Below are 21,676 nucleotides of genomic sequence, written 5' to 3'. Positions count from 1 at the left end.
GGCTCCCCCTCCGCGCCGCCGCGGCCGATCCCCCGTCGATCGTGAGGCTCGCTACGCTTCCTCAGAACCAGCGTGGTTCTCCTGGGTCTTGAAGACGCCCGCTTCCACACTGCCCGCGTGGTTCTCCAGAGGCTTGATGGTCTCGCTCTCCGCCACGCTGCCGGCGTGGTTTTCCAGCGGCTTCACGGTCGAGCCGTCGCCCGGGGTGCCGGCGTGGTTCTCCAGTGTGGTCGTGTCCTGCTTCTTCGCGGCATCGCTCATCGTCGGCAACTCCTGTCGAACGCTCCAGAGGCTGGTGCCCGCCCAGCGGCTCCCCCGCGGGTCGCCGGGCGGGCACTTCAAGGCCGTTCACCCTAGTGGTGAGGCCATGAGCCGAGCCGTCTGCCCCCCGACGCGACGGATCAGCACTCATGAGCATGGCGGGTGGCGATAAACAAACAATGAACGCCCGACATGGGCGGTTGCTCACGCCGCCGCGGCGGGACTGAGCAGAGCCCGCACCTGCTCGGCCTCCGCAGCACCGAACTCCTCGTGGATGTTGAGAGCTTCGCTCCAGCAGGCCCTGGCCCGGTCGGTCTGTCCGATCCGATGGAGGGCCTGACCCAGCGTGGTCAGCACATTGGCACGCATCCAGTCGCCCCCGATCACCCGCAGAGCCAGGGCTTGCTCGGCGTGCTGTGCCGCCAGCGCCGGACGATCGCTCGCCAGGTAGGCCTCCGAGATACGGAAGTTGGCGGTGCCCTCCCACAGACGTTGCCGGTTCTCCCGGAACAGCTGGAGAGCTTCGTTCAGTTGCTCAAGCGCCTCTCCGTGCCGACCGGCAGCACTGAGCGCGATGCCGAGAGCGAGTCGGCCGTTGGCGAGACGTACCGTCAACCCGAGCTGGTCGTAGATGGCGACGCCACGTCGGGCGAGATCGACGGCGCTGGCGGTGCGCCTCAACTTGACCTGAATGCGGGACAGATTGCACAGGGCGCTGGCTTCGCCCGGCAGATTCCCATCAGCGCGGTAGTTGGCGATCGCCTCCTGCAGATGCCGCTCTCCGTCGTCGTTGCGGCCTTGGTAGAAGGCGATGATCCCGCGATCGTTCGGAGCCCAGCAGCAAGGGGCGAGGTCTCCCGCCTCCTGCGCCAGGGCGATGGCGAGCCGCGCCTCTTCGTCGGCCTGCGTGAACCGGTCCGACACCAGGAGTGCGTTCGTCAGTGCGGTGCGCGCACGGCCTTCGGCCCGGCTGTCCCCTGCCTCACGCGCCATGTCGCGCAGTGCGACTGCGGTTGTCTCGTACTGGTAGGAGTTGGCGCCGGACTCCGCAAGGTCCTTTGCCACCCACAGCAAGTCGACAGCCCGTCTGAGCATGCCGCTCCCGGCGCTTTGGCGGACACACGCCAAGAGACAGTCGGCCTCGGCGTACAGCCAGTCGACCGCCCCCTTGACGTCGTCGAAGGACAGCCCGGGATAGCGGGTCGCCTCCAGATGATCCACCAACCGATCCCCGGGCCGCTCGATCGCATAAACCCCCGCCGCGGTGGCCAGGTAGAAGTCCAGCAACCGCGACAGCGCCGCCCCCCGCTCCGCAGGCGGCATCTCGTCCCTCTCCGCGCACGCACGCGCGTAGAGTCGCACCAGGTCGTGGAACCGGTACCGGCCGGGCGCCGCCGACTCCAGCAGGGACGTGTCGACCAGGGACTCCAGCAGGTCCTCGGTGTCCTCCACCGGAAGGTCCAGCACCGCCGCGGCCGCCGCGAGGGAGATGTCCGGTCCGTCGGCCAGGCCCAGCAGCCGGAAGGCCCGGGCCTGGGCCGGTTCCAGCTGGCCGTAGCCCAGCTCGAAGGTCGCCTTGACCGCGAGGTCCCCGGCCTGGAGCTCGTCCAGTCGCCGGCGCTCGTCCGCCAGCTTGGCCGCGAGGACCGACACCGTCCAGGTGCGCCGGGAGGCCAGCCGGGAGGCGGCGATGCGGATGGCGAGCGGGAGGAAGCCGCAGGCCGCGACCACGTCCAGGGCGGCTTCCTTCTCCGAGGTCACCCGCTCCTCGCCCACGATCTTCGTGAACAGCGCCAGCGCCTCGTCCGGGGACATGACGTCCAGGTCGACGAGGTGGGCCCCAGCCAGGTCCACCATCCGCACCCGGGAGGTCACCAGCGCCGCGCAGCCGTCCGTTCCCGGCAGCAGGGGGCGCACCTGGGCCGCGTCCCGGGCGTTGTCCAGCAGGACCAGGACCCGGCGGCCGTCCAGGACCGACCGGTAGAGCGCCGCCCGCTCCTCCAGCGAGTCCGGGATCGCCGAGTCCGCCGTGCCGAGAGCACGGAGGAACGACCCGAGCACCGTCTCCGGTTCCGCCGCCCGTGAGCCCGCGCCCTGCAGATCGACGTACAGCTGCCCGTCGGGGAACACGGAACGCGCCTGGTGGGCCACATGGACGGCAAGGGTCGTCTTGCCGACGCCGCCTATCCCGGCCAGCGCCGAGACCGCCATCACGCGGCCCTCCGCCGACGCCAGGAGGTCGCTCAGCTCCCGCACGAAGGCGGAGCGGCCCGTGAAGTCGGGGACGGTCGCGGGGAGCTGGGCCGGGCGCACCGGGACCATCGCCGGTTCCGCCACCGGCGCCGACGGTTCCGCCAGCCCCGGGTCCGCCTGAAGGATCCGCTGCTGCAACTCCCGCAACCCCGGCCGCGGGTCGACCCCCAGTTCCTCCGCCAGCAGGCGGCGCGTGTCCGCGTACACCGCCAGCGCCTCCGCCTGCCGGCCGCTGCGGTACAGCGCCAGCATGAGCAGCTCACGCAGCCGCTCCCGCAGGGGGTGCGCGGCCGTGAGGGCCGTCAGTTCCGAGACCGCCTCCGCGTGGCAGCCCTGCTCCAGGTCCATGTCCAGGCGGGTTTCGAGGAGCTGCAGGCGCCACTCCTCCAGGCGGACGCGCTGCGCCTCCGCGTACGGGCCCGGCACGCCCGCCAGCGGCTCCCCGTCCCACAGGGCCAGCGCCCGGCCCAGCACCTCCCGGGCGTGGCACAGGTCCCCCGCGTTCCGTGCCTTCTCCGCCTCGGTCGCCAGGTCCTGCGCCACCGTCAGGTCCAGGGCACCGTCGCGCAGCCCGCGCACCGCGTAGCCGCCCGACTCGCTGACCAGAACGCCGGGATCCAGGGCCTTGCGCAGCCGGGAGGCGTACGTCCGCACCGCCGCCAGCGCCTGCGACGGCGGCTCCTCGCCCCACAGGGCGTCGATCAGCTCAGCGGCCGTGGCCGTACGGCCTTCGCGGAGCAGGAGGGCGGCGAGCAGGGCGCGTTGCTGGGGGGAACCGCTGGGCAGCGGTTCGTCGCCGCGCCAGGCGCGCACCGGGCCGAGCACGCTGAAGCGCAGCTCCCCCGACTCCACCGAGGAGCCGTGATGCCTCTGCTCCGGCACTCGCGGTACACCGTCCATCGCCGTCCCCCTAGTGGTCCTGAGCAACCACGCCAGTTTGCCTTGTTCACGGCAGATGCGTCAGCCGGGGGAGACGCCGATCACAGGCCGACGCGCGGAGGCCACAGCATCCTCACGCCCTCTCCCCACACGGAGGGCCGTTCATGCATAGCTGACGGGTCGTCAGATCGGCGCTACCGTGGCCACCATGGACACCCAGCCGGCATTTCCCCTGATCATCTCGGTCGACGACCACACCGTGGAGCCCCCGAACGTCTGGCAGGACCGGCTCCCCCGGAAGTACCGGGACATCGGCCCCCGCACCGTGCGCGCCCCCCTGAAGGAGATGACCTTCCTCGGTGGCCGCTTCAAGCCCGTCATGGGCGCCCCCGGCGACGACGGCCCCCTCGGTGACTGGTGGGTGTACGAGGACCTCCACCGGCCCCTCACGCGCCTCGACACCGCCGTCGGGTACGGCAGGGACGAGATCAAGCTGGAGATCATCACGTACGAGCAGATGCGGCCGGGCTCGTACGACGTCCCCGCGCGCCTCGCCGACATGGACGTCAACCACGTCCAGTCCGCCCTCTGCTTCCCGACCTTCCCCCGCTTCTGCGGCCAGACCTTCACCGAGGCCGCCGACCGTGAGCTGGGGCTGCTCTGCGTCCGCGCCTACAACGACTGGATGGTGGAGGAGTGGTGCGGGCCCGACGCCCACGGGCGGCTGATTCCGCTCACTCTCATCCCTCTCTGGGACGCCGAGCTGGCCGCTCAGGAGGTCCGGCGCAACGCGGAACGCGGCGTCCGTGCCGTCGCCTTCTCCGAGATACCCCCGCACCTCGGCCTGCCGTCCGTGCACACCGACGACTGGGACCCCTTCCTCGCCGCCTGCGACGAGACCGGCACCGTCATCGCCATGCACATCGGCTCCAGCAGCCGTATGCCGTCCACCTCCGCCGACGCCCCGCCCGCCGTCGGCTCCACCATCACCTTCGCCAACTGCTGCTTCTCGATGGTGGACTGGCTGATGAGCGGGAAGTTCGAGCGCTTCCCCGGGCTCAGGGTCATGTACGCGGAAGGGCAGATCGGGTGGATTCCGTACATCCTCGAACGCGCTGATGTCGTCTGGGAGGAGAACCGCGGCTGGGGCGGGGTCGCCGACAAGGTCCACCGTCCGCCGTCGGAGCTGTTCGCCGACCACGTCCACGGCTGCTTCTTCGACGACGCCTTCGGGCTCCGCAACCTCGACGCCATCGGAGTCGGAAACGTCCTGTACGAGACCGACTACCCGCACTCCGACTCCACCTGGCCCACGTCCCGCGAGGTCGGCGAGGCGCAGATGGGGCACCTGGACGCCGACGTCGTCGAGCGGATCGTGCGGCGCAACGCGATCGAGCTGCTGGGCCTCACGGAGGACGGGCTGTGGAGGCCGTGAACCGGCCGCCGCTGCGGTACGGCATGCAGCTTCCCGTCCAGTCCCAGAGCACCCTCTACGCGGAGGCCTGGGAGGCGAGCGCCGGCCCCGGTGACCTCGTCGAGATCGCCCGCGTCGCCGACCGGGCCGGCTTCGCCTACCTCGCCGTATGCGACCACGTCGGCATCCCGCGCCGGCTCGCGGCCGCGATGAGCACGGTCTGGTACGACCCCGTCGCCACCCTCGCCCACCTCGCCGCCGTCACCGAACACGTCCGCCTGCTCAGCCATGTGGCGGTCGTCGGCCTGCGCCACCCCCTGCTCACCGCCAAGCAGTACGCCACCCTCGACCATCTGAGCGGCGGGCGGCTGATCCTCGGGGTCGGCGCCGGGCACGTACGGGAGGAGTTCGAGGCGCTCGGGGCCGACTTCCGGCAGCGCGGAGCCCTGCTCGACGAGTGCCTCGACGCCCTGCGCGCCGCCCTCGGCCCGGAGGAGTTCCCCGAGCACCACGGCAAGCTGTACGACTTCCAGGGCCTCGGGCAGCGACCCCGGCCCGCCCAGGAACGCGTCCCCGTCTGGGTCGGCGGGTCCTCGCCCGCGGCCGTACGCCGGGCCGCGCTCAAGGGCGACGGCTGGCTGCCGCAGGGGGACCCGCGCGACCGGCTCCCCGCGCAGATCGACCGCCTCAGGCGGCTGCGGGCCGAGGCCGGCATCGAGGAACCGCTCACCGTAGGTGCCATCACCGAGCCCCTGTACGTCGGCCGGCCCGGGTGGGACGCCGGGCGCCGGACCCTCAGCGGCGACCCTCAGGAGCTCGCCGAGTCGCTCCGGGCCTACCGGGCGATGGGCGTGCACCAGGTACAGGTGCGGTTCCGCAGCCGCAGCCGCGCCGAACTCACCGACCAGATCGAGGCGTTCGGCGCCGAAGTCGCTCCTCATCTGTGAAACCCGTGAAGGAGTCACCCCATGGGCAAGCTGGACGGACGTGTCGTCATCGTCACCGGTGCGGCACGCGGGCAGGGGGAGCAGGAGGCGCGCCTGTTCCGGGAGGAGGGCGCCGAGGTCGTCCTCGGCGACGTCCTCGACGACCAGGGCGAGGCCCTCGCCAAGGAGCTGGGCGCCCGGTACGTCCACCTCGACGTGAGCCGGGAGGCCGACTGGCGCGCGGCCGTCGCCGCCACCCAGGAGGCGTACGGCCGCGTCGACGGGCTGGTCAACAACGCCGGCATCCTGCGCTTCCGCTCCCTCGTCGACACCTCCCTCGACGAGTTCATGCGGGTCGTGAACGTCAACCAGGTCGGCTGCTTCCTCGGGATCAGGACGGTCGCCCCGGAGATGGCCGACGGCGGCACGATCGTCAACACCGCCTCGTACACGGGGCTCACCGGGATGGCCGCCGTGGGCGCGTACGCGGCGACCAAGCACGCCGTCCTCGGGCTCACCCGGGTCGCCGCCCTGGAGCTGGCCGAGCGGGGCATCCGGGTCAACGCCGTGTGCCCGGGCGCCATCGACACCGCCATGTCCAACCCGGCCCGGCTGGACCCGGCCGCCGACCCGGAGGAGACGGCCAAGGACCTCGACCGGCTCTACCGCAGGCTCGTGCCGCTGGGGCGGATCGGGCGGCCGGAGGAGGTGGCGCGGCTCGCGCTGTTCCTGTCCTGCGACGACTCCTCCTACATCACCGGGCAGCCGTTCGTGATCGACGGGGGATGGCTGGCGGGCGTGAGCGTGTTCTGACGGCACGTCAGCTATTGACGCCCACAGGGGCTGGTGGAACAGTCGCCCTAAGAATCTGACGATCCGTCAGAAACGGCTCTGGGGACGGTGAACCTCCTTGGAATTCGGGCTCTTTGTACAGGGATACGTGGGCAAACGCGCCGAGACCGACCCGCTCGCCGAGCACAAGGCGCTGATGGAGGAGACCGAATACGTCATCCAGGCGGACCGGTCCGGCTTCAAGTACGCCTGGGCCTCCGAGCACCACTTCCTGGAGGAGTACTCGCACCTCTCCGCCAGCGACGTCTTCCTCGGATACCTGGCGCACGCGACGGAGCGGATCCACCTCGGCTCGGGCATCTTCAACCCGCTCGCCCCGGTCAACCATCCGGTCAAGGTCGCCGAGAAGGTCGCCATGCTCGACCACCTCAGCGAGGGGCGGTTCGAGTTCGGCAGCGGGCGGGGGGCCGGGTCGCACGAGATCCTCGGCTTCCTGCCGGGTGTGACCGACATGAACCACACCAAGGAGATCTGGGAAGAGACCATCGCCGAGTTCCCCAAGATGTGGCTCCAGGACGAGTACGAGGGCTTCCAGGGCAAGCACTGGTCGCTGCCGCCGAGGAAGGTCCTGCCCAAGCCGTACGGCACGTCCCACCCGGCGATGTGGTACGCGGCCGGCTCCCCGCCCTCGTACGCCATGGCCGCCCGCAAGGGCCTCGGCGTGCTCGGCTTCAGCGTGCAGAAGGTCTCCGACATGGAGTGGGTCCTGGAGCAGTACAAGACGGCGGTCGTCGACGCGGAGCCCGTCGGGGACTTCGTGAACGACAACGTGATGGTGACGACCACGGCGATCTGTGCGCCGACGCATGAGGAGGCGGTGCGGATCGCGGTGAACGGTGGACTGCACTACCTGCCGTCCCTGGTGTTCCGGTATCACGACACCTTCCCGCGGCCCGAGGGCTTCCCGGTGTGGCCGGAGACGCTTCCGCCGTACACCGAGGAGTTCATCGAGGTGCTGATCGAGGAGGAGCTGCTGATCTGCGGTGATCCCGACGAGGTGCTGCGGCAGTGCAAGCGGTGGGAGCAGGCCGGGGCCGATCAGCTGAGTTTCGGGCTGCCGGTGGGGGTGCCGAAGGAGGAGACCTTGCAGACGATTCGGCTGGTCGGGGAGCACGTGATTCCGAAGATCGACACGGATCCTGTTCATCGGACGTCCCGGTTCCGGGGTGCCGCGTGATCGCCGTTGCGGGGTGGGGGCGCGTTGTGGCTGGTCGCGCCCACGCGGCGGAGCCGCATATCGATACAGCCCCGCGCCCCTTCGGGGCCCGTCCGGCACCGGAGTTGAGGAGGCAACGTCCATGCTCGATCACCTCGTCAAAGGCGCGACTGTCGTCGACGGGACCGGCGCGCCCGCCTACACCGCCGACGTCGGCATACGTGACGGCCGTATAGCTGCCATAGGAACCGTCACCGAGGAATCCCGTACGACCGAGGACGCGCACGGCCTCACCCTCACCCCCGGCTTCGTCGACCCCCACACCCACTACGACGCCCAGCTCTTCTGGGACCCGTACGCCACCCCCTCCCTCAACCACGGCGTCACCACCGTCGCCGCCGGCAACTGCGGCTTCACGCTCGCGCCGCTCAACCCGGACCGCCCGGAGGACGCCGACTACACGCGTCGGATGATGTCCAAGGTCGAGGGCATGTCGCTGGTCGCGCTGGAGGAGGGCGCGCCCTGGAGCTGGAACTCGTTCGGCGAGTATCTGGACGCCCTCGAAGGGCGGATCGCCGTCAACGCGGGGTTCATGGTCGGCCACTGCGCCCTGCGGCGCCACGTGATGGGGCCGCAGGCGATCGGCGGGCAGCCGAGTGACGAGCAGCTGGCCCGGATCGTCGGTCTGCTGCACGAGGCCATGGACGCCGGCGCCTGGGGCCTGTCCACCACCCAGTCGAGCACCCACTCCGACGGCGACGGGCAGCCGGTGGCCTCCCGGCACGCGCGGCCGGCCGAACTGCTGGCGCTGTCCCGGGCGGTCGGTGAGCACGAGGGGACCCAGATCGAGGCGATCGTCGCGGGCTGCCTGGACCAGTTCAGCGACGCGGAGATCGACCTGCTGGTGGAGATGAGCGCGACGGCCGGACGCCCCCTGAACTGGAACGTCCTGACCATCGACGCGGCGGTCCCGGAACGCGTCCCCAGGCAGCTGGAGGCGAGCGAACGGGCCCGGAAGGCGGGGGGCCGGGTGGTCGCCCTCACCATGCCGATCCTCACGCCGATGAACATGTCGCTGGGTACCTTCTGCGCACTGAACCTGATCCCGGGGTGGGGGCCGGTCCTCGGCCTCCCGGTGCCGGAGCGGATCGCGAGACTGCGCGACCCGGACGTCCGGGCGGAGATGCTGCGGCGCGCCGGCTCCCCGGAGGCGGGGGTCTTCCGGCGGCTGACGAACTTCGGGCGGTACGTCATCGGCGACACGTACAGCGAGGCGAACCGCGGGCTCACCGGACGGGTCGTCGAGGACATCGCGGCGGAACGCGGCCAGGACCCCCTCACCTGCCTGGTGGAGATCTGCGCCGCCGACGACCTGCGTACGGTGCTGTGGCCCATGCCGACGGACAACGACCCGGCGTCGTGGGCGCTCAGGGCGGAGACCTGGCGGCACGAGGACGTCCTGCTGGGCGGCTCGGACGCGGGGGCGCACCTGGACCGCATGTGCGGAGCCCCGTACACGACCCGGTTCCTCGGCGACTGTCTGCGCGGCCGGAAGCTGGTGGGCCTGGAGCAGGCGGTGAAGATGCTGACCGACGACCCCGCGCGGATGTTCGGCCTGCGGCGACGGGGCCGGATACGGGAGGGCTGGCACGCGGACCTGGTCCTCTTCGACCCGGAGCGCATCGACGCGGGTACGGCCACCCTGGTGCACGACCTGCCGGGTGACAGTCCGCGGCTGGACTCCCGGGCGATCGGGGTGCGGGCCGTGTGGGTCAACGGGGTGGAGGCGATCCGGGACGACGTGGTGACGGGGGCGGTACCGGGGAAGGTGCTGCGCTCGGGCCGGGACACCGGGACGGTGACGACCAGGTGAGGGGCGGTCAGCGGTTGTTCGTCGGCGGCGCGTGGGCGGAGCCGGAGGGCGGCCACTATCCGGTGATCGACCCGGCGACCGAGGAGACCGTCGGCTGGGCGCCGGAGGCCTCGCGGGATCAGGTGCACGCGGCCTGCGCCGCGGCCCGCGAGGCCTTCGGGCCGTGGTCGCGTACGGCGCCGGAGGAGCGGGCGCGGGTGCTGGCACGGGCGGCGGAGATCATCCGCGACCGCCTGGTGCCGTACGCGGAGCTGGCACAGCGGGAGACGGGGGCGACGACGGGGACCGCACGGGGCATGCAGGTCGGGGTGGCCGTGGCCCGCTTCCGCCGGTACGCGCGCGTGGAGCCCGCCGAGTGGGCGGTCCCGCCCCAGATCAACGAGGCGGGCCCGCTGGGCGGGGCGTCGGTGCTGGGCGCGCTGGCGATACGCCAGCCGGTCGGGGTCGTCACCTGCGTCACCTCGTACAACAACCCGTGGGCGAACCCGGCGGGCAAGGTCGCCCCGGCGCTGGCGATGGGCAACACGGTGGTGGTGAAACCGGCCCCGCAGGACCCGCTGTCGGTCTACCGGATGGCTCAGGCGCTTCAGGAGGCGGGCGTGCCGCGCGGGGTGGTGAACGTCGTCTCCGGCCGCTCGGTGGAGGTCGGTGAGGCGGCCGTGGACTCGCCCGACGTCGACATGGTCAGCTTCACCGGCTCGACGGCGGTCGGGCAGCGCATCGCCGAGGTGTGCGGGCGGGGCATGAAGAGGCAGTTGATGGAGCTGGGCGGGAAGGGGGCGGCGGTCGTCTTCGACGACGCGGACGTCGGGGCGGCGGTGGCGGGGATCGGGACGACGTTCTCCTTCTACAGCGGGCAGATCTGCACGGCCCCGACGCGGGTGCTGGCGCAGCGGGGGGTGTACGGGCGTCTGGTCGAGCAACTGGCGGCCTGCGCGGGCCGGTTGACGGTGGGCGACCCGCGGGAGCCGGACACCGTGGTGGGGCCGGTGATCTCGGCGGCGCATCGCGACCGGGTGGAGTCGTACGTGGAGCTGGGCCGCAAGGAGGGCGCGGTGGTGGTCGCGGGCGGGGAGCGGCCCTCGCATCCCGCCCGTGGCTTCTACGTCGCGCCCACCCTCCTCGCGGACTGCCGGAACGACATGCGCGTGGTCCGTGAGGAGATCTTCGGTCCGGTGGTCTCGGTCCTCCCCTTCGACGACGAGGAGGAGGCCGTCGCCCTCGCCAACGACAGCGACTACGGCCTGATCGACTACGTCTGGTCGGGCGACGTGGCCCGTGCCTTCCGCGTGGCCCGGCGGCTGCGGTCCGGCGGGGTCGGCGTCAACACCGTCGGCCGCAACATGGAGGCGCCGTTCGGCGGTTTCCGCAGGAGCGGGGTGGGGCGGGACGTCGGCAGCTACGCGCTGCACGCGTACAGCGAGGTGCAGTCGATCGTGTGGCCGGGGTGACCTCAGCGCTCGAAGTCCACCCGTACGGTCAGCAACCCGGTCCCCAGCGCCCGTACCGCCGTGCTGTTCAGCCGGGGCAGCGCCCGCAGCCGGGCGACCGGGTCGTCGTCGGGCAGGAGATGGGCCGTCCCCCGGTGCCACCGGCCCCGGATCCGCACCCGCACCCGCGGGTCCGCCTTGATGTTGCGGACGTACTGGGAGCGTTCGCCGAACTCCGAGACCAGCCAGAAGGAGTTCCCCACCCGCCGGCCGCCCACCGGCGTGCGGCGAGGCAGCCCTGAGACGCGGCCCGTGGTCTCCAGTACGGTCTGGGTCGGCAGGCGGCGCAGGATCGGGTTGAGCCGGCGCTGAACGGCCGCGACCGCCCGGTATTGGCTCTCGGCGTCACGGGGCATCGTTTCTGGGGCTCCTGTCTCGCATCCGTGCCGGTGCCCTTCCATGATGTCGAACGCAGGGTGCAAGGCTGGAGGCGGGCATGCGGATCGTGACGTGGAACCTGTGGTGGCGTTTCGGGCCCTGGGCCGAGCGGCAGAAGGCGATCCTCGCCGTCCTGCGCGACCTGCGCCCGGACGTCGTCGGCCTGCAGGAGGTGTGGGCCGCGGACGGCGAGAACCTCGCCGAGTGGCTCGCCGGTGAACTCGGCCTGCACTGTGTCTGGGCCGCCTCGGACGCCGCCGAGCTGTGGCAGCGCCGTATCGGGGACCCCACCGTCGACATCGGCAACGCGGTCCTCAGCCGCTGGCCCGTCGTCGAGCAGGACGCGCTGCGGCTGCCCGCCCCCGAGGAGCTCGACGACGGCCGGCTCGCCCTGTACGCCCGGCTCGACGCCCCCGGCCACCAGGTCGCCTTCTTCACCACCCACCTCACCTCGGCCCCCCACGCCTCGGCGGTGCGCTGCCGCCAGGTCTCCGCCCTCGCCGAGTTCGTCGCCGGTCACCGGGGCGGAACCGACTTCCCGCCCGTGGTCACCGGCGACTTCAACGCCTGGCCCGACTCCGACGAGATCCGGCTGCTGGGCGGATACAAGACGGCGCCCGCCGTGCCGCGCCAGGTGTTCATCGACGCCTGGGAGTACGCCGACCCGAGCGCCCCCTCCGTCACCTGGGACACCGCCAACCCGTATGTGGCGGCCGGCCGGGAGCCGAGCGTACGGATCGACTACATCCACGTCGGCCCGCCCGGCCCCGCCGGCCTCGGCCACGTCCGCGCGGTCCGCCGGGCCGGCGACGGCCCCGTGGACGGCGTGTGGCCCTCCGACCACGCGGCGGTCGTCGCCGACCTGGCCGGCCTGTGATCCGTCAGCCGGCCGACCGCCGCCCCAGGAAGACCGGGTTGGTGAACGCCGCCAGCGCGCCCGGCACCGGCCCCGCCGCTGCCTCGTGCCGCAACTCCGCCCGTACGTAGGCCGCGTACGACGGTGTCGTCAGCCACTCGACCACCCCCGAGCCCGACACCGGCAGCGGCGCACTGGTGAACAGCACCCCCTGGTCGGTCACGAACCGGACCGTGCAGCGGGGCGCGCCCGTCACCTCCAGCCGGACCGTCACCGGGGTGTCCCGGTCCACCTCCAGCCGCTCGCCGATGCCCGCGTGCTCACCGCGTCCGCCGGTCACCCGGAACGACAGCGTGACCCTGGAGGACTCGGCGACGTACGACCGGCCCGCCCGGATGCCCTCCTGGATCGCCTCCCGGGTCAGGTCGTCGGCCAGCACCACCGTCTGCGGGCTCCCCACCACGTCCGGGTCGCGGTGGGCGTCGCTGCTGCCCATCGCCGGGATCCAGCCGCGCCCCTCCCGCACCGACGCCACCAGCATGCTGTCCCAGTCGGCCAGCGTCACCTCGTCGTCCGGCGTGTAGGGGCCGTTCCACACCTCGACCGCGTCCGCCTCGCCGAAGCCGAACTTCCAGTTGCAGCCGACGCAGGTGGCGTGCGGATGGGCCGGGACCACCAGCCCCCCGGCCCGGCGGATCTGCCGGGCGAAGCGGCCGAAGCGGTTGTCGCGCGCCCGGTAGCGCCAGTCGACGAAGGTCCCCGGGTCCGTGCCGAGCGCCACCACGTGGCCGTTCCTCGTCGTGATCTCCTCGCCCAGCATGACCAGCAGGTCGTCCCCCGCGACGTCCGCCCAGTGCGCGTGCGCCGCGTGCGTGTTGTGCTCCGAGGAGTTGATGAAGTCCAGGCCCGCGGCCCGGGCGAGGGCTCCGATCTCCGCCGGGGTGCGGCGGCCGTCGGAGAACCAGGAGTGCAGATGGCAGTCGCCCCGGTACCAGTCACGCCCCCGGCCCTTGGCGCGCGGCGGCGGGTACACCGGCCGTACGGTCTCGCCGGGCTCCCCGTACGTCAGCGTGACCGTGATCTCGTACGACAGCCCCTGCGGGGCCACCGTGTACGGCCCGAGTGCGATGTGCCACGTGCCCGGGCGCACCGGCCCCGGGAGGTAGCCCGGCGTCGCGTCGTCCGCGCGGAGGAAGAACTCCGTGCGCGCCCCGCCCGACCAGCCCCTGAATCCCCGGCCGCCCAGCTCGGTGCCGCGTTCGTCGAAGATGCCGATGTCGAGGGCGTTGCCCGGGGTGCCGGCCGGGACGGACGGCCGGTCGTAGGTGTAGGCGACCCTGATCTCCCGTACGCCGGAGGGGACTTCGACGGGTACGTACACGAAGTCGGGCGACCCGGGCGGCAGGGTGCCCCGTACCGTCTTCGTCTCCTGGTCCCGGCCTGCGGCGGAAGCGAAGCTCACGCTTCCCAACGTAAGCGCGGCGGCGGCGCCCGTCACGAACAGCGCGCGTCTTTGGATGCCGTGGGCGTCTTCACACATACGGACCACTGTGGCGGTCGGGCGTGAACTCCCGTGGAAAAACAGGGGAATCGACGCCAGGGAAATGTCATGTACATGGGATGCCGACTGGTCGGTATGGACATGCGCACCTCGGCGCGGTAGAGATGCACCCATGCGCATCGCGGTCACCATCTTCCTCACCGACGAGACGATCACCCCGACCCGGCTCGCCCGTGAGCTGGAGCAGCGGGGCTTCGCCGGGCTGTACCTGCCCGAGCACACCCACATCCCCGTCGAACGGACCACGCCGTACCCGGCGGGGGGCGAGCTGCCCCGCGAGTACGGCCGCACCCTCGACCCCTTCGTCGCGCTCGGGCAGGCCGCGGCGGTGACCGAGCGGCTGGGTCTCGGCACCGGCATCACGCTCGTCGCCCAGCACGACCCGATCGACCTCGCCAAGCAGGCCGCGACCGTCGACCACCTCTCCGGCGGCCGGCTCACCCTCGGCGTCGGCTTCGGCTGGAACGTCGAGGAGGCCGCCGACCACGGCGTGGAGTGGCGCACGCGGCGCGAGCTCGTCCGGGACCGGATGGCCCTGATGCGGGCGCTGTGGTCGGACGAACCCACCGCCCACGACGGCGAGTTCGGCAGCGTAAGGGCCAGCTTCGCGCACCCCAAGCCCGTACAGAAGCCGCGCGGTCCCGTCGTCGGTCCGCGCACCCTCCTCGGCGGGGCGGCCGGGCCGAAACTGTTCGCACACATCTGCGAGTACGCCGATGGGTGGCTGCCGATCGGCGGACGCGGCCTGTCCGAGTCACTGCCCGCGCTGCGCGCCGCCTGGGCCGACGCCGGCCGCGACCCGGAGGCCCTCCAGGTCGTCCCCTACGCCGTCCACCCCAGCCCCGGCAAGCTCGCACACTACGCCGACCTCGGCATCGAAGAGGTCGTGGTGCAGCTGCCGTCGGCGGGTGAGGCGGAGGTTCTGGGGGCGTTGGACGCTTATGCGCCCTATATCTCAGGCCAGTGACGGCGTGCGCCTGTGATTCAATCCACCTCATGAGAATCGCCTGGTTAGCCTGGCTCGTGCGTCACTTCGATGAATACGGTTACAACGACGGACTGTTGCGCGCCACGATCGGCACGGTCGCCGTGCTCGTCACCGCCGCGCTGATCGGTGGCGCCCTGCGCCGCCACCGGCCCGCCGACCTGATCGCCGCCGGCCTCACCTTCGCGGTCGGTATCGGCTGGCTGGCCTTCCATTGAGGGAATGCTCCCCGCTCGGCTGATCACCCCGCTCGTATGCTCGAAGGATGACGACTCCCGCGACCCCCGGAACCGGCCCCACCGAGAACTCCATGCGTCGCGCCCTCAAGCGCGCCCGGGACGGCGTCGCCCTCGACGTCTCCGAGGCGGCGGTGCTGCTCCAGGCCCGTGGGCAGGACCTGGAGGACCTCTGCGCCTCCGCCGCCCGGGTGCGGGACGCGGGCCTCGAACAGGCCGGCCGCCCCGGTGTCATCACGTACTCGAAGAGCGTCTTCATCCCCCTCACCCGGCTGTGCCGGGACAAGTGCCACTACTGCACCTTCGTCACCGTCCCCGGCAAGCTGCGCCGCGCCGGGCACGGCATGTTCATGTCCCCCGACGAGGTCCTCGACATCGCCCGCAAGGGCGCGGCCCTCGGCTGCAAGGAAGCCCTCATCACCCTCGGCGACAAGCCCGAGGACCGCTGGCCGGAAGCGCGGGAGTGGCTCGACGCGCACGGCTACGACGACACCATCGCCTACGTCCGCGCGATCTCCATCCGGATCCTGGAGGAGACGGGCCTGCTGCCCCACCTCAACCCGGGCGTCATGACCTGGACCGACTTCCAGCGCCTGAAGCCCGTCGCCCCGTCGATGGGCATGATGCTGGAGACGACGGCCACCCGGCTGTGGTCCGAGCCCGGCGGCCCGCACCACGGCTCCCCGGACAAGGAGCCCGCCGTACGCCTGCGCGTCCTTCAGGACGCCGGCCGCTCCTCCGTCCCCTTCACCTCCGGCATCCTCATCGGCATCGGAGAGACGTACGACGAGCGGGCCGAGTCCCTCTTCGCCCTCCGCAAGATCTCCCGGGCCTACCACGGCATCCAGGAACTGATCATCCAGAACTTCCGCGCCAAGCCCGACACCGCGATGCGCGGCATGCCGGACGCGGAGCTGGACGAGCTGGTCGCCACGGTCGCCGTCGCCCGGCACATCATGGGCCCGTCCGGCTGCCTCCAGGCCCCGCCCAACCTGGTCGACGCCGAGTACGAGCGCCTCATCCGCGCCGGCATAGACGACTGGGGCGGGGTCTCCCCGCTCACCATCGACCACGTCAACCCGGAGCGTCCCTGGCCGCAGATCGAGGAGCTGGCGCAGAAGTCCCGTGCGGCCGGATTCGACCTGCGCGAACGCCTCTGCGTCTACCCGGAGTTCGTCCGGCGCGGCGAGCCCTGGCTGGACCCCCGCCTGCGCCCGCACGTCCAGGCGCTGGCGGATCCGGAGACGGGCCTGGCCCTCCCGGACGCGGTCGTCGAAGGCCACCCGTGGCAGGAACCGGACGAGGCCTTCCGGCCCACCGGCCGCACCGACCTGCACCGCACCATCGACACCGAGGGCCGCACCGCCGACCGCCGCGACGACTTCGACGAGGTGTACGGCGACTGGGCCGCCCTGCGCGAGGCCGCCGCGCCCGGGATGGTGCCGGAGCGCATCGACACGGACGTACGGCAGGCCCTGCGGACGGCGGCCGACGACCCGACGCGGCTCACGGACGAGGAGGCGCTGGCGCTGCTGCACGCGGACGGTCCGGCGCTGGACGCGCTGTGCGCGGTGGCCGACGACCTGCGCAAGTCGGTGGTCGGCGACGACGTGACGTACATCGTCACCCGGAACATCAACTTCACCAACGTCTGCTACACGGGCTGCCGCTTCTGCGCCTTCGCGCAACGCCGCACGGACGCCGACGCCTACACCCTGTCGCTGGACCAGGTCGCGGACCGGGCCCAGCAGGCCTGGGACGTGGGCGCGGTCGAGGTCTGCATGCAGGGCGGCATCCACCCGGACCTGCCGGGCACGGCGTACTTCGACATCGCGCGGGCGGTGAAGTCCCGCGTCCCCGGCATGCACGTGCACGCCTTCTCGCCGATGGAGGTCGTCAACGGCGCGACCCGCACCGGCATGTCCATCCGGGAGTGGCTGACGGCGGCGAAGGAGGCCGGCCTGGACTCGATCCCGGGCACGGCGGCGGAGATCCTCGACGACGAGGTCCGCTGGATCCTGACCAAGGGCAAGCTGCCGACGGCGACCTGGATCGAGGTCGTCACGACCGCGCACGAGCTCGGCATCCGGTCGTCGTCGACCATGATGTACGGACACGTCGACCAGCCCCGCCACTGGCTGGGCCACCTGCGCACCCTCGCCGGCATCCAGCAGCGCACGGGAGGCTTCACGGAGTTCGTGACCCTGCCGTTCATCCACACCAACGCGCCGGTGTACCTGGCGGGCATCGCACGCCCCGGCCCGACGATCAGGGACAACCGCGCGGTCACGGCGATGGCCCGCCTCCTCCTGCACCCGTGGATCCCCAACATCCAGACCAGCTGGGTGAAGCTGGGCACGGAGGGCGCGGCCGAGATGCTGCGCTCCGGCGCCAACGACCTGGGTGGCACGCTCATGGAGGAGACGATCTCGCGGATGGCGGGCTCGTCGTACGGCTCGTACAAGTCGGTCAAGGACCTGATCGCGGTGGCGGAGGCGGCGGGCCGCCCGGCCCGTCCGCGCACCACCCTGTACGGCGAGGTGCCCGAGGAGCGGCAGCGGGCGGCTCAGGCGTCGGACGGGCATCTGCCGGAGCTGCTGCCGGTGCTGGACTGACCTGTACGGGTCCGGCTTTTACGGGGCTGACCTTTACGGGACGGACCTGTGCGGGGCGGGACGGACAGGGGGCTCACAGTACGATGATCGGACCCTGAATGTGTGGGGTCCCGTAGCTGAGGAGATGCGTGCCCGTGCCTGCCCGACTTCCTTCGTGGGCCTGGGTGACCGGGCTGACCACGGGGGCGATAGCCGTGGTGGTCGTCCTGACCGTGCAGGCGGACCAGGGCGCGAAGCCCACCGCCACGGCGACCCGGCCGAGCCCGTCGGTGTCGGCGGGCGTGCATCCCACCCCCAAGACGTCGGAGCCGGCGGCGGTGCCGGACGACTCCGGCACCGGCCGCCGGATCGTCTACTCCCTCGGCCAGAAGCGGGTCTGGCTGGTCGACGCCAGCGACGCCGCCCGCCGCACCTTCGCCGTGTGGCCCGGCACCGTGAGCCCTGACCCGGGCAGCTACTCGGTCTCCCTCCGCCGGGACGCCACGACCGGCTCCGACGGCGTGCAGATCGAGCACATCGTCTACTTCACCGCCAAGTCCGGCGTCTCGATCGCGTTCTCCAACGCCGTGGACGGCTCCTCGCCCCCGCCCGCCTCGGGCACGCGGACCGGCGGCATCCGCATGCGCACGGCGGACGGTGCGGTGCTGTGGAAGTTCGGGGAGACGGGCACGACCGTGGTGGTCGTCGAGTAGGCGTCCGTCTCCTGGCGGATGGGGCGTGCTGCCGTCTGCATCCTTCGATGTAGGGCGGTTTCGGCTCCGCTCACGACGATGCGCGGCGGAACCGCCGTGACGATGAACGCATGACGCACACGGACGCGCGAGCCCCTCGGGCGCCGGAGACCCCGGCCACCCGACGGCGACTTCCCCTCCTCGACGTACTGCGCGGGGTGGCCATCCTCGGCACGCTCATGACGAACATCTGGATCTTCACCGGTCCGGGTGCGGAATGGGGAGTTCTGGAGGGATCCGCCTCGGGTGAGCTGTCCTTCGGGTCGGTCCCGGACGCCGTCGAAGGCACCTTCAGCGTGCTCGGGAACGGCAAGTTCCTGTCGCTGCTGACGATTCTGTTCGGAGTCGGGCTGGCCATCCAGTACGGCTCGGCGGAGCGGCGCGGGCAGCCGTGGCCGGGGCGCTACCGGTGGCGGGCGCTGTTCCTGTTCGGTGAGGGCACGGTGCACTTCGTGCTGGTCTTCGCCTGGGACGTACTGATGGGGTACGCCGTCACCGCACTGTTCGTCGCCTGGCTGCTGACCCGCTCGCGGCGGGCGCAGCGCCGGGTGATGTGGTGGGCGGCCGGCCTGCATCTGGCGCTGCTCGGCCTGCTGACGGCAGCACTGGTTCTCGCGGGCGACGAGGACGCGGGCACCGTCTCCCCGGAGGTCGTCGACCTGTACGCGCACGGCGACTACCTGGACCAGATCGCCTTTCGTCTGCAGAACGCGATCGCGCTGCGCATGGAACCGGTGCTGACCTTCTTCCTGCTCGTCTTCCTCTTCCTGCTGGGCGTACGGCTGTTCCGGGCCGGGGTGTTCGGAGCGGACGAGACGGGACGCCGGCTGCGCTCCCGCCTGCTGTGGTGGGGGCTCGGTCTCGGACTGCCGCTCAACGTGGCGGCGGCACTGGGCGGCCCCGACCTGTTCGCCCTGGCCCGGTACGGGACGGCCCCGCTGCTGGCCCTCGGGTACATCGGGCTCGTCGGCGCGCTGGTGGACCGGGTACGGCGGCCGGGCCCGCTCATGACGGGGCTCACCTCCGTCGGCCGCACCGCCCTGTCCGGCTATGTCTTCCAGAACGTGCTGTGCGTGCTCGTCTCGTACGGCATCGGGCTGGGCCTCGCGGAACGGCTCGGCGACACCGGCCCCTGGTGGGTGGTGGGACTGTGGGCCGTGGTCTGCGCGGTCCTGATGGTGGGCTCCACGCTGTGGTTGCGGCGTTTCACGGCAGGGCCCCTCGAGGCGGTCCAGAAGTGGGCCCTGCGCCGCTGATATTCGTCAGGTGTCGGTCTGCCGTGCCTGCCCCGACGGCAGATGGTTGACGATCAGCACGATCCCGCTGAAGACGAACACCCTGATCGCGGCGTCGAGTCCGTTCCAGTCCCCGGACTGCCACATGGCGAACCACTCACCGCCGATCGCGATGAACCCGGCGCCGAACAGCAGCATCAGCATCAGCAGACCGTAGGTGGAGAAGCGGCGGGCACGGAGGTCGTCGCGGCGGAACCACAGCCAGGTGCCGTATATCAGCACGAGGGCGGCGACGGTCTCCCAGACGATGATCGCGACGTAGGCGGCGTCCTGGATCCAGGTGGTCGTGATCGCCCGCCACATCAGGTCCTCGTCCTTGAACGTCGTGTCCATGGCCAGGACATGACGTACGAACTGCTGGTTGGTGCCGAAGTCCGTGATGTTCCCGAAGGCGACGAGGGTGATGTAGAGGGCGACGGTGCCGGTGAGGAGGGTGGCGGCGAGCGGCAGGGCGCCGCGTGAGGTGGTGGTGGGTGTGGAGTTGGAGGTGGGCATGACACTCATCTTGCCCGTCGCGCGCGGTGCCGCAACGTGCCTTTTTCCACGGTGTTTCCACGGTGCCGCAGAGAACAGCAGCGTCACCCATGCATCCACCCATGCGCCCCCCGTTGAGGGGGCTCAGCAAGGGTGCGGTCGCAGACCTGCCAGCCATCTCTCGGCAGGCCTGCTGGACTAACGCCATGCCGACAACCACCCCCGCTTCAGTCGATGGCCGAGGCTTGTCCCCTCGAACCCCACTGGTGGGCTGGCCGGCCGTGGTCTCGGTGATGCTGGGCGTCTTCGCCATCGTCACCACCGAGATCCTGCCGATCGGCCTGCTCACCTCGATCGGGTCCAGCTTCACCGTCTCGGACGGGATGGCCGGGCTGATGATGACGATGCCCGGCTTCCTGGCGGCGATCGCCGCTCCCCTGGTCACCGCGGCCACGGCACGCTTCGACCGCCGGCTGATGCTCTGCGTCTTCATGCTCCTGCTGGCACTGGCGAACTTCCTCGCCGCCGCGGCATCCGACTACTGGCTGGTACTGGTTTCCCGGATCATGGTCGGCATCACGATCGGCGGCTTCTGGTCGATCGGAGCCGGGTTGGCGGAACGACTGGTGCCACCGGCCTCGGCCGGCAGGGCAACTGCCGTGATCTTCTCCGCCGTTCCGCTGGGATCCGTCCTCGGCGTGCCCACGGGCACCCTCGTCGGGGATCTCGCCGGATGGCGAACGGCCTTCACCGTCATGGGAGTTCTGTCGGTAGGCGTACTGGTCATGCTGCTCATGTCCGTGCCGCCGCTTCCTCCTGTCCAGGCCACCCGGTTGAGCGTCCTCAGCGGCATGCTCCGCAGCACCAGCACCCGCTTCGCACTCCTGCTGACGTTCCTCGTGGTGCTGGCTCACTTCGGCACCTACACCTACGTGACGCCGTTCCTCGAACAGGTCACGCACGCGGGCGACGCTCTGATCACCACCTTCTTGCTGCTCTACGGTGCCGCCGGCATCCTCGGCAACTTCCTGGGCGGAGCCTGGGTGGCCCGGTATCCGCGAACCCTCTTCGGGCTCGCGGCCGGTCTGATCGCCACCGTGACCCTGCTGCTTCCCGTGCTGGGCCGCTGGGAGATCGGCGCGGTCATCCTGCTGATCGCCTGGGGCATGGCGTATGGCGCCGTGCCGGTCGCGTCCCAGACCTGGTTCTCCCAGGCGGCGCCGCATGCCCCGGAAGCGGCATCGGTCCTGTTCACCGCTTCCTTCCAGGCAACGATCTCCATCGGCGCACTCGCGGGGGGCGCCGTCCTGGACCGCACCTCTCCGTCCGCGGTCATGCTGCTGGGCGGTTGCGCCGCCGTTCTCATGGTCCTGGCCGTCACCACTCACAAGCCGCGAGCCACGTGACTCACCCGGGCGCCGTCGCGGCGCTGACCTCCAAG

At 71.4% G+C, this 21,676-nt stretch carries 18 protein-coding genes; 13 read left to right on the top strand and 5 right to left on the bottom strand.

The genetic code is table 11. The annotated features are described in order from the left end of the window. Positions 1 to 51: 51 nt before the first annotated feature. On the bottom strand, positions 52 to 261 hold the full coding sequence (locus tag NW895_RS03210) for a hypothetical protein (protein WP_289933533.1): 210 nt from the start codon (positions 259 to 261) through the stop codon (positions 52 to 54). Between the two features lie 204 nt (positions 262 to 465). Beyond that, entirely contained in the window at positions 466 to 3,414 is a 2,949-nt protein-coding gene (locus NW895_RS03205; RefSeq protein ID WP_289933532.1) for a BTAD domain-containing putative transcriptional regulator, read from the bottom strand. 187 nt (positions 3,415 to 3,601) lie between these two features. Here NW895_RS03205 and NW895_RS03200 point away from each other — a divergent pair, with 187 nt between their 5' ends. The 6 genes from NW895_RS03200 (at position 3,602) to NW895_RS03175 (ending at position 11,065) form a co-directional block, all read left to right on the top strand. After that, complete coding sequence (locus tag NW895_RS03200) at positions 3,602 to 4,828, top strand: amidohydrolase family protein (RefSeq protein WP_289933531.1); 1,227 nt, start codon at positions 3,602 to 3,604, stop codon at positions 4,826 to 4,828. Between the two features lie 23 nt (positions 4,829 to 4,851). After that, complete coding sequence (locus tag NW895_RS03195) at positions 4,852 to 5,754, top strand: LLM class F420-dependent oxidoreductase (protein WP_289933943.1); 903 nt, start codon at positions 4,852 to 4,854, stop codon at positions 5,752 to 5,754. Between the two features lie 21 nt (positions 5,755 to 5,775). Next, positions 5,776 to 6,546, top strand: a complete 771-nt coding sequence (locus NW895_RS03190; protein WP_289933530.1) for a glucose 1-dehydrogenase — start codon at positions 5,776 to 5,778, stop codon at positions 6,544 to 6,546. Between the two features lie 97 nt (positions 6,547 to 6,643). After that, positions 6,644 to 7,762, top strand: coding sequence for an LLM class flavin-dependent oxidoreductase (locus tag NW895_RS03185; RefSeq protein WP_354670064.1), 1,119 nt, complete (start codon positions 6,644 to 6,646; stop codon positions 7,760 to 7,762). A gap of 121 nt (positions 7,763 to 7,883) precedes the next feature. Next, the gene (locus NW895_RS03180; RefSeq protein WP_289933528.1) at positions 7,884 to 9,614 is read left to right on the top strand and encodes a D-aminoacylase; all 1,731 of its coding nucleotides are present in this window, start codon (positions 7,884 to 7,886) and stop codon (positions 9,612 to 9,614) included. Further along, positions 9,611 to 11,065, top strand: coding sequence for an aldehyde dehydrogenase family protein (locus NW895_RS03175; protein ID WP_289933526.1), 1,455 nt, complete (start codon positions 9,611 to 9,613; stop codon positions 11,063 to 11,065). Before NW895_RS03180 ends, NW895_RS03175 begins: the two co-directional genes overlap by 4 nt. Positions 11,066 to 11,067: 2 nt before the next feature. Here NW895_RS03175 and NW895_RS03170 read toward each other — a convergent pair whose 3' ends face one another. Next, positions 11,068 to 11,460 (bottom strand): nitroreductase/quinone reductase family protein, encoded by a 393-nt coding sequence (locus NW895_RS03170; protein WP_289933525.1) that lies wholly within the window; start codon positions 11,458 to 11,460, stop codon positions 11,068 to 11,070. 80 nt (positions 11,461 to 11,540) lie between these two features. Here NW895_RS03170 and NW895_RS03165 point away from each other — a divergent pair, with 80 nt between their 5' ends. Further along, on the top strand, positions 11,541 to 12,359 hold the full coding sequence (locus NW895_RS03165; RefSeq protein WP_289933524.1) for an endonuclease/exonuclease/phosphatase family protein: 819 nt from the start codon (positions 11,541 to 11,543) through the stop codon (positions 12,357 to 12,359). A gap of 4 nt (positions 12,360 to 12,363) precedes the next feature. Here the strand turns inward: NW895_RS03165 and NW895_RS03160 are convergent, their stop codons facing one another. After that, entirely contained in the window at positions 12,364 to 13,878 is a 1,515-nt protein-coding gene (locus tag NW895_RS03160; protein WP_289933523.1) for a CehA/McbA family metallohydrolase, read from the bottom strand. Positions 13,879 to 14,011: 133 nt separating this feature from the next. On the opposite strand from NW895_RS03160, the gene NW895_RS03155 reads away from it, so the two are divergent. The 5 genes from NW895_RS03155 to NW895_RS03135 all read left to right on the top strand — a co-directional run bounded on the left by NW895_RS03155 (position 14,012) and on the right by NW895_RS03135 (position 19,722). Then, positions 14,012 to 14,866, top strand: coding sequence for an LLM class F420-dependent oxidoreductase (locus tag NW895_RS03155; protein WP_289933521.1), 855 nt, complete (start codon positions 14,012 to 14,014; stop codon positions 14,864 to 14,866). A 29-nt stretch (positions 14,867 to 14,895) separates the two neighbouring features. Further along, complete coding sequence (locus NW895_RS03150) at positions 14,896 to 15,102, top strand: hypothetical protein (protein WP_289933520.1); 207 nt, start codon at positions 14,896 to 14,898, stop codon at positions 15,100 to 15,102. A gap of 47 nt (positions 15,103 to 15,149) precedes the next feature. Continuing rightward, positions 15,150 to 17,735 (top strand): bifunctional FO biosynthesis protein CofGH, encoded by a 2,586-nt coding sequence (locus NW895_RS03145; RefSeq protein ID WP_289933519.1) that lies wholly within the window; start codon positions 15,150 to 15,152, stop codon positions 17,733 to 17,735. A gap of 128 nt (positions 17,736 to 17,863) precedes the next feature. Continuing rightward, positions 17,864 to 18,427 (top strand): hypothetical protein, encoded by a 564-nt coding sequence (locus NW895_RS03140; protein WP_289933518.1) that lies wholly within the window; start codon positions 17,864 to 17,866, stop codon positions 18,425 to 18,427. 110 nt (positions 18,428 to 18,537) lie between these two features. Beyond that, a complete protein-coding gene (locus NW895_RS03135; RefSeq protein ID WP_289933517.1) occupies positions 18,538 to 19,722 on the top strand; it encodes a DUF418 domain-containing protein in 1,185 nt (394 codons plus the stop codon). A gap of 6 nt (positions 19,723 to 19,728) precedes the next feature. Here NW895_RS03135 and NW895_RS03130 read toward each other — a convergent pair whose 3' ends face one another. Next, positions 19,729 to 20,256: a DUF2165 domain-containing protein gene (locus NW895_RS03130; RefSeq protein WP_289933515.1), complete on the bottom strand. Its 528-nt coding sequence runs from the start codon at positions 20,254 to 20,256 to the stop codon at positions 19,729 to 19,731. A gap of 185 nt (positions 20,257 to 20,441) precedes the next feature. On the opposite strand from NW895_RS03130, the gene NW895_RS03125 reads away from it, so the two are divergent. Next, a complete protein-coding gene (locus NW895_RS03125) occupies positions 20,442 to 21,641 on the top strand; it encodes an MFS transporter (RefSeq protein WP_289933513.1) in 1,200 nt (399 codons plus the stop codon). Positions 21,642 to 21,676 lie beyond the last annotated feature (35 nt).

Origin of the sequence: Streptomyces sp. S.PNR 29, assembly GCF_030386795.1 — a bacterium.
Classification (GTDB): domain Bacteria; phylum Actinomycetota; class Actinomycetes; order Streptomycetales; family Streptomycetaceae; genus Streptomyces.
The sequence above is the reverse complement of the archived record's forward strand: the minus strand, read 5'-3'. Positions and strand labels throughout refer to the sequence as shown.

Coding starts and splice junctions, on each gene's coding strand:
- NW895_RS03210 (WP_289933533.1), bottom strand. CDS start 261: ATGAGCGATGCCGCGAAGAAGCAGGACACGACCACACTGGAGAACCAC.
- NW895_RS03205 (WP_289933532.1), bottom strand. CDS start 3,414: ATGGACGGTGTACCGCGAGTGCCGGAGCAGAGGCATCACGGCTCCTCG.
- NW895_RS03200 (WP_289933531.1), top strand. CDS start 3,602: ATGGACACCCAGCCGGCATTTCCCCTGATCATCTCGGTCGACGACCAC.
- NW895_RS03195 (WP_289933943.1), top strand. CDS start 4,852: ATGCAGCTTCCCGTCCAGTCCCAGAGCACCCTCTACGCGGAGGCCTGG.
- NW895_RS03190 (WP_289933530.1), top strand. CDS start 5,776: ATGGGCAAGCTGGACGGACGTGTCGTCATCGTCACCGGTGCGGCACGC.
- NW895_RS03180 (WP_289933528.1), top strand. CDS start 7,884: ATGCTCGATCACCTCGTCAAAGGCGCGACTGTCGTCGACGGGACCGGC.
- NW895_RS03170 (WP_289933525.1), bottom strand. CDS start 11,460: ATGCCCCGTGACGCCGAGAGCCAATACCGGGCGGTCGCGGCCGTTCAG.
- NW895_RS03165 (WP_289933524.1), top strand. CDS start 11,541: ATGCGGATCGTGACGTGGAACCTGTGGTGGCGTTTCGGGCCCTGGGCC.
- NW895_RS03160 (WP_289933523.1), bottom strand. CDS start 13,878: ATGTGTGAAGACGCCCACGGCATCCAAAGACGCGCGCTGTTCGTGACG.
- NW895_RS03155 (WP_289933521.1), top strand. CDS start 14,012: ATGCGCATCGCGGTCACCATCTTCCTCACCGACGAGACGATCACCCCG.
- NW895_RS03150 (WP_289933520.1), top strand. CDS start 14,896: ATGAGAATCGCCTGGTTAGCCTGGCTCGTGCGTCACTTCGATGAATAC.
- NW895_RS03145 (WP_289933519.1), top strand. CDS start 15,150: ATGACGACTCCCGCGACCCCCGGAACCGGCCCCACCGAGAACTCCATG.
- NW895_RS03135 (WP_289933517.1), top strand. CDS start 18,538: ATGACGCACACGGACGCGCGAGCCCCTCGGGCGCCGGAGACCCCGGCC.
- NW895_RS03130 (WP_289933515.1), bottom strand. CDS start 20,256: ATGCCCACCTCCAACTCCACACCCACCACCACCTCACGCGGCGCCCTG.
- NW895_RS03125 (WP_289933513.1), top strand. CDS start 20,442: ATGCCGACAACCACCCCCGCTTCAGTCGATGGCCGAGGCTTGTCCCCT.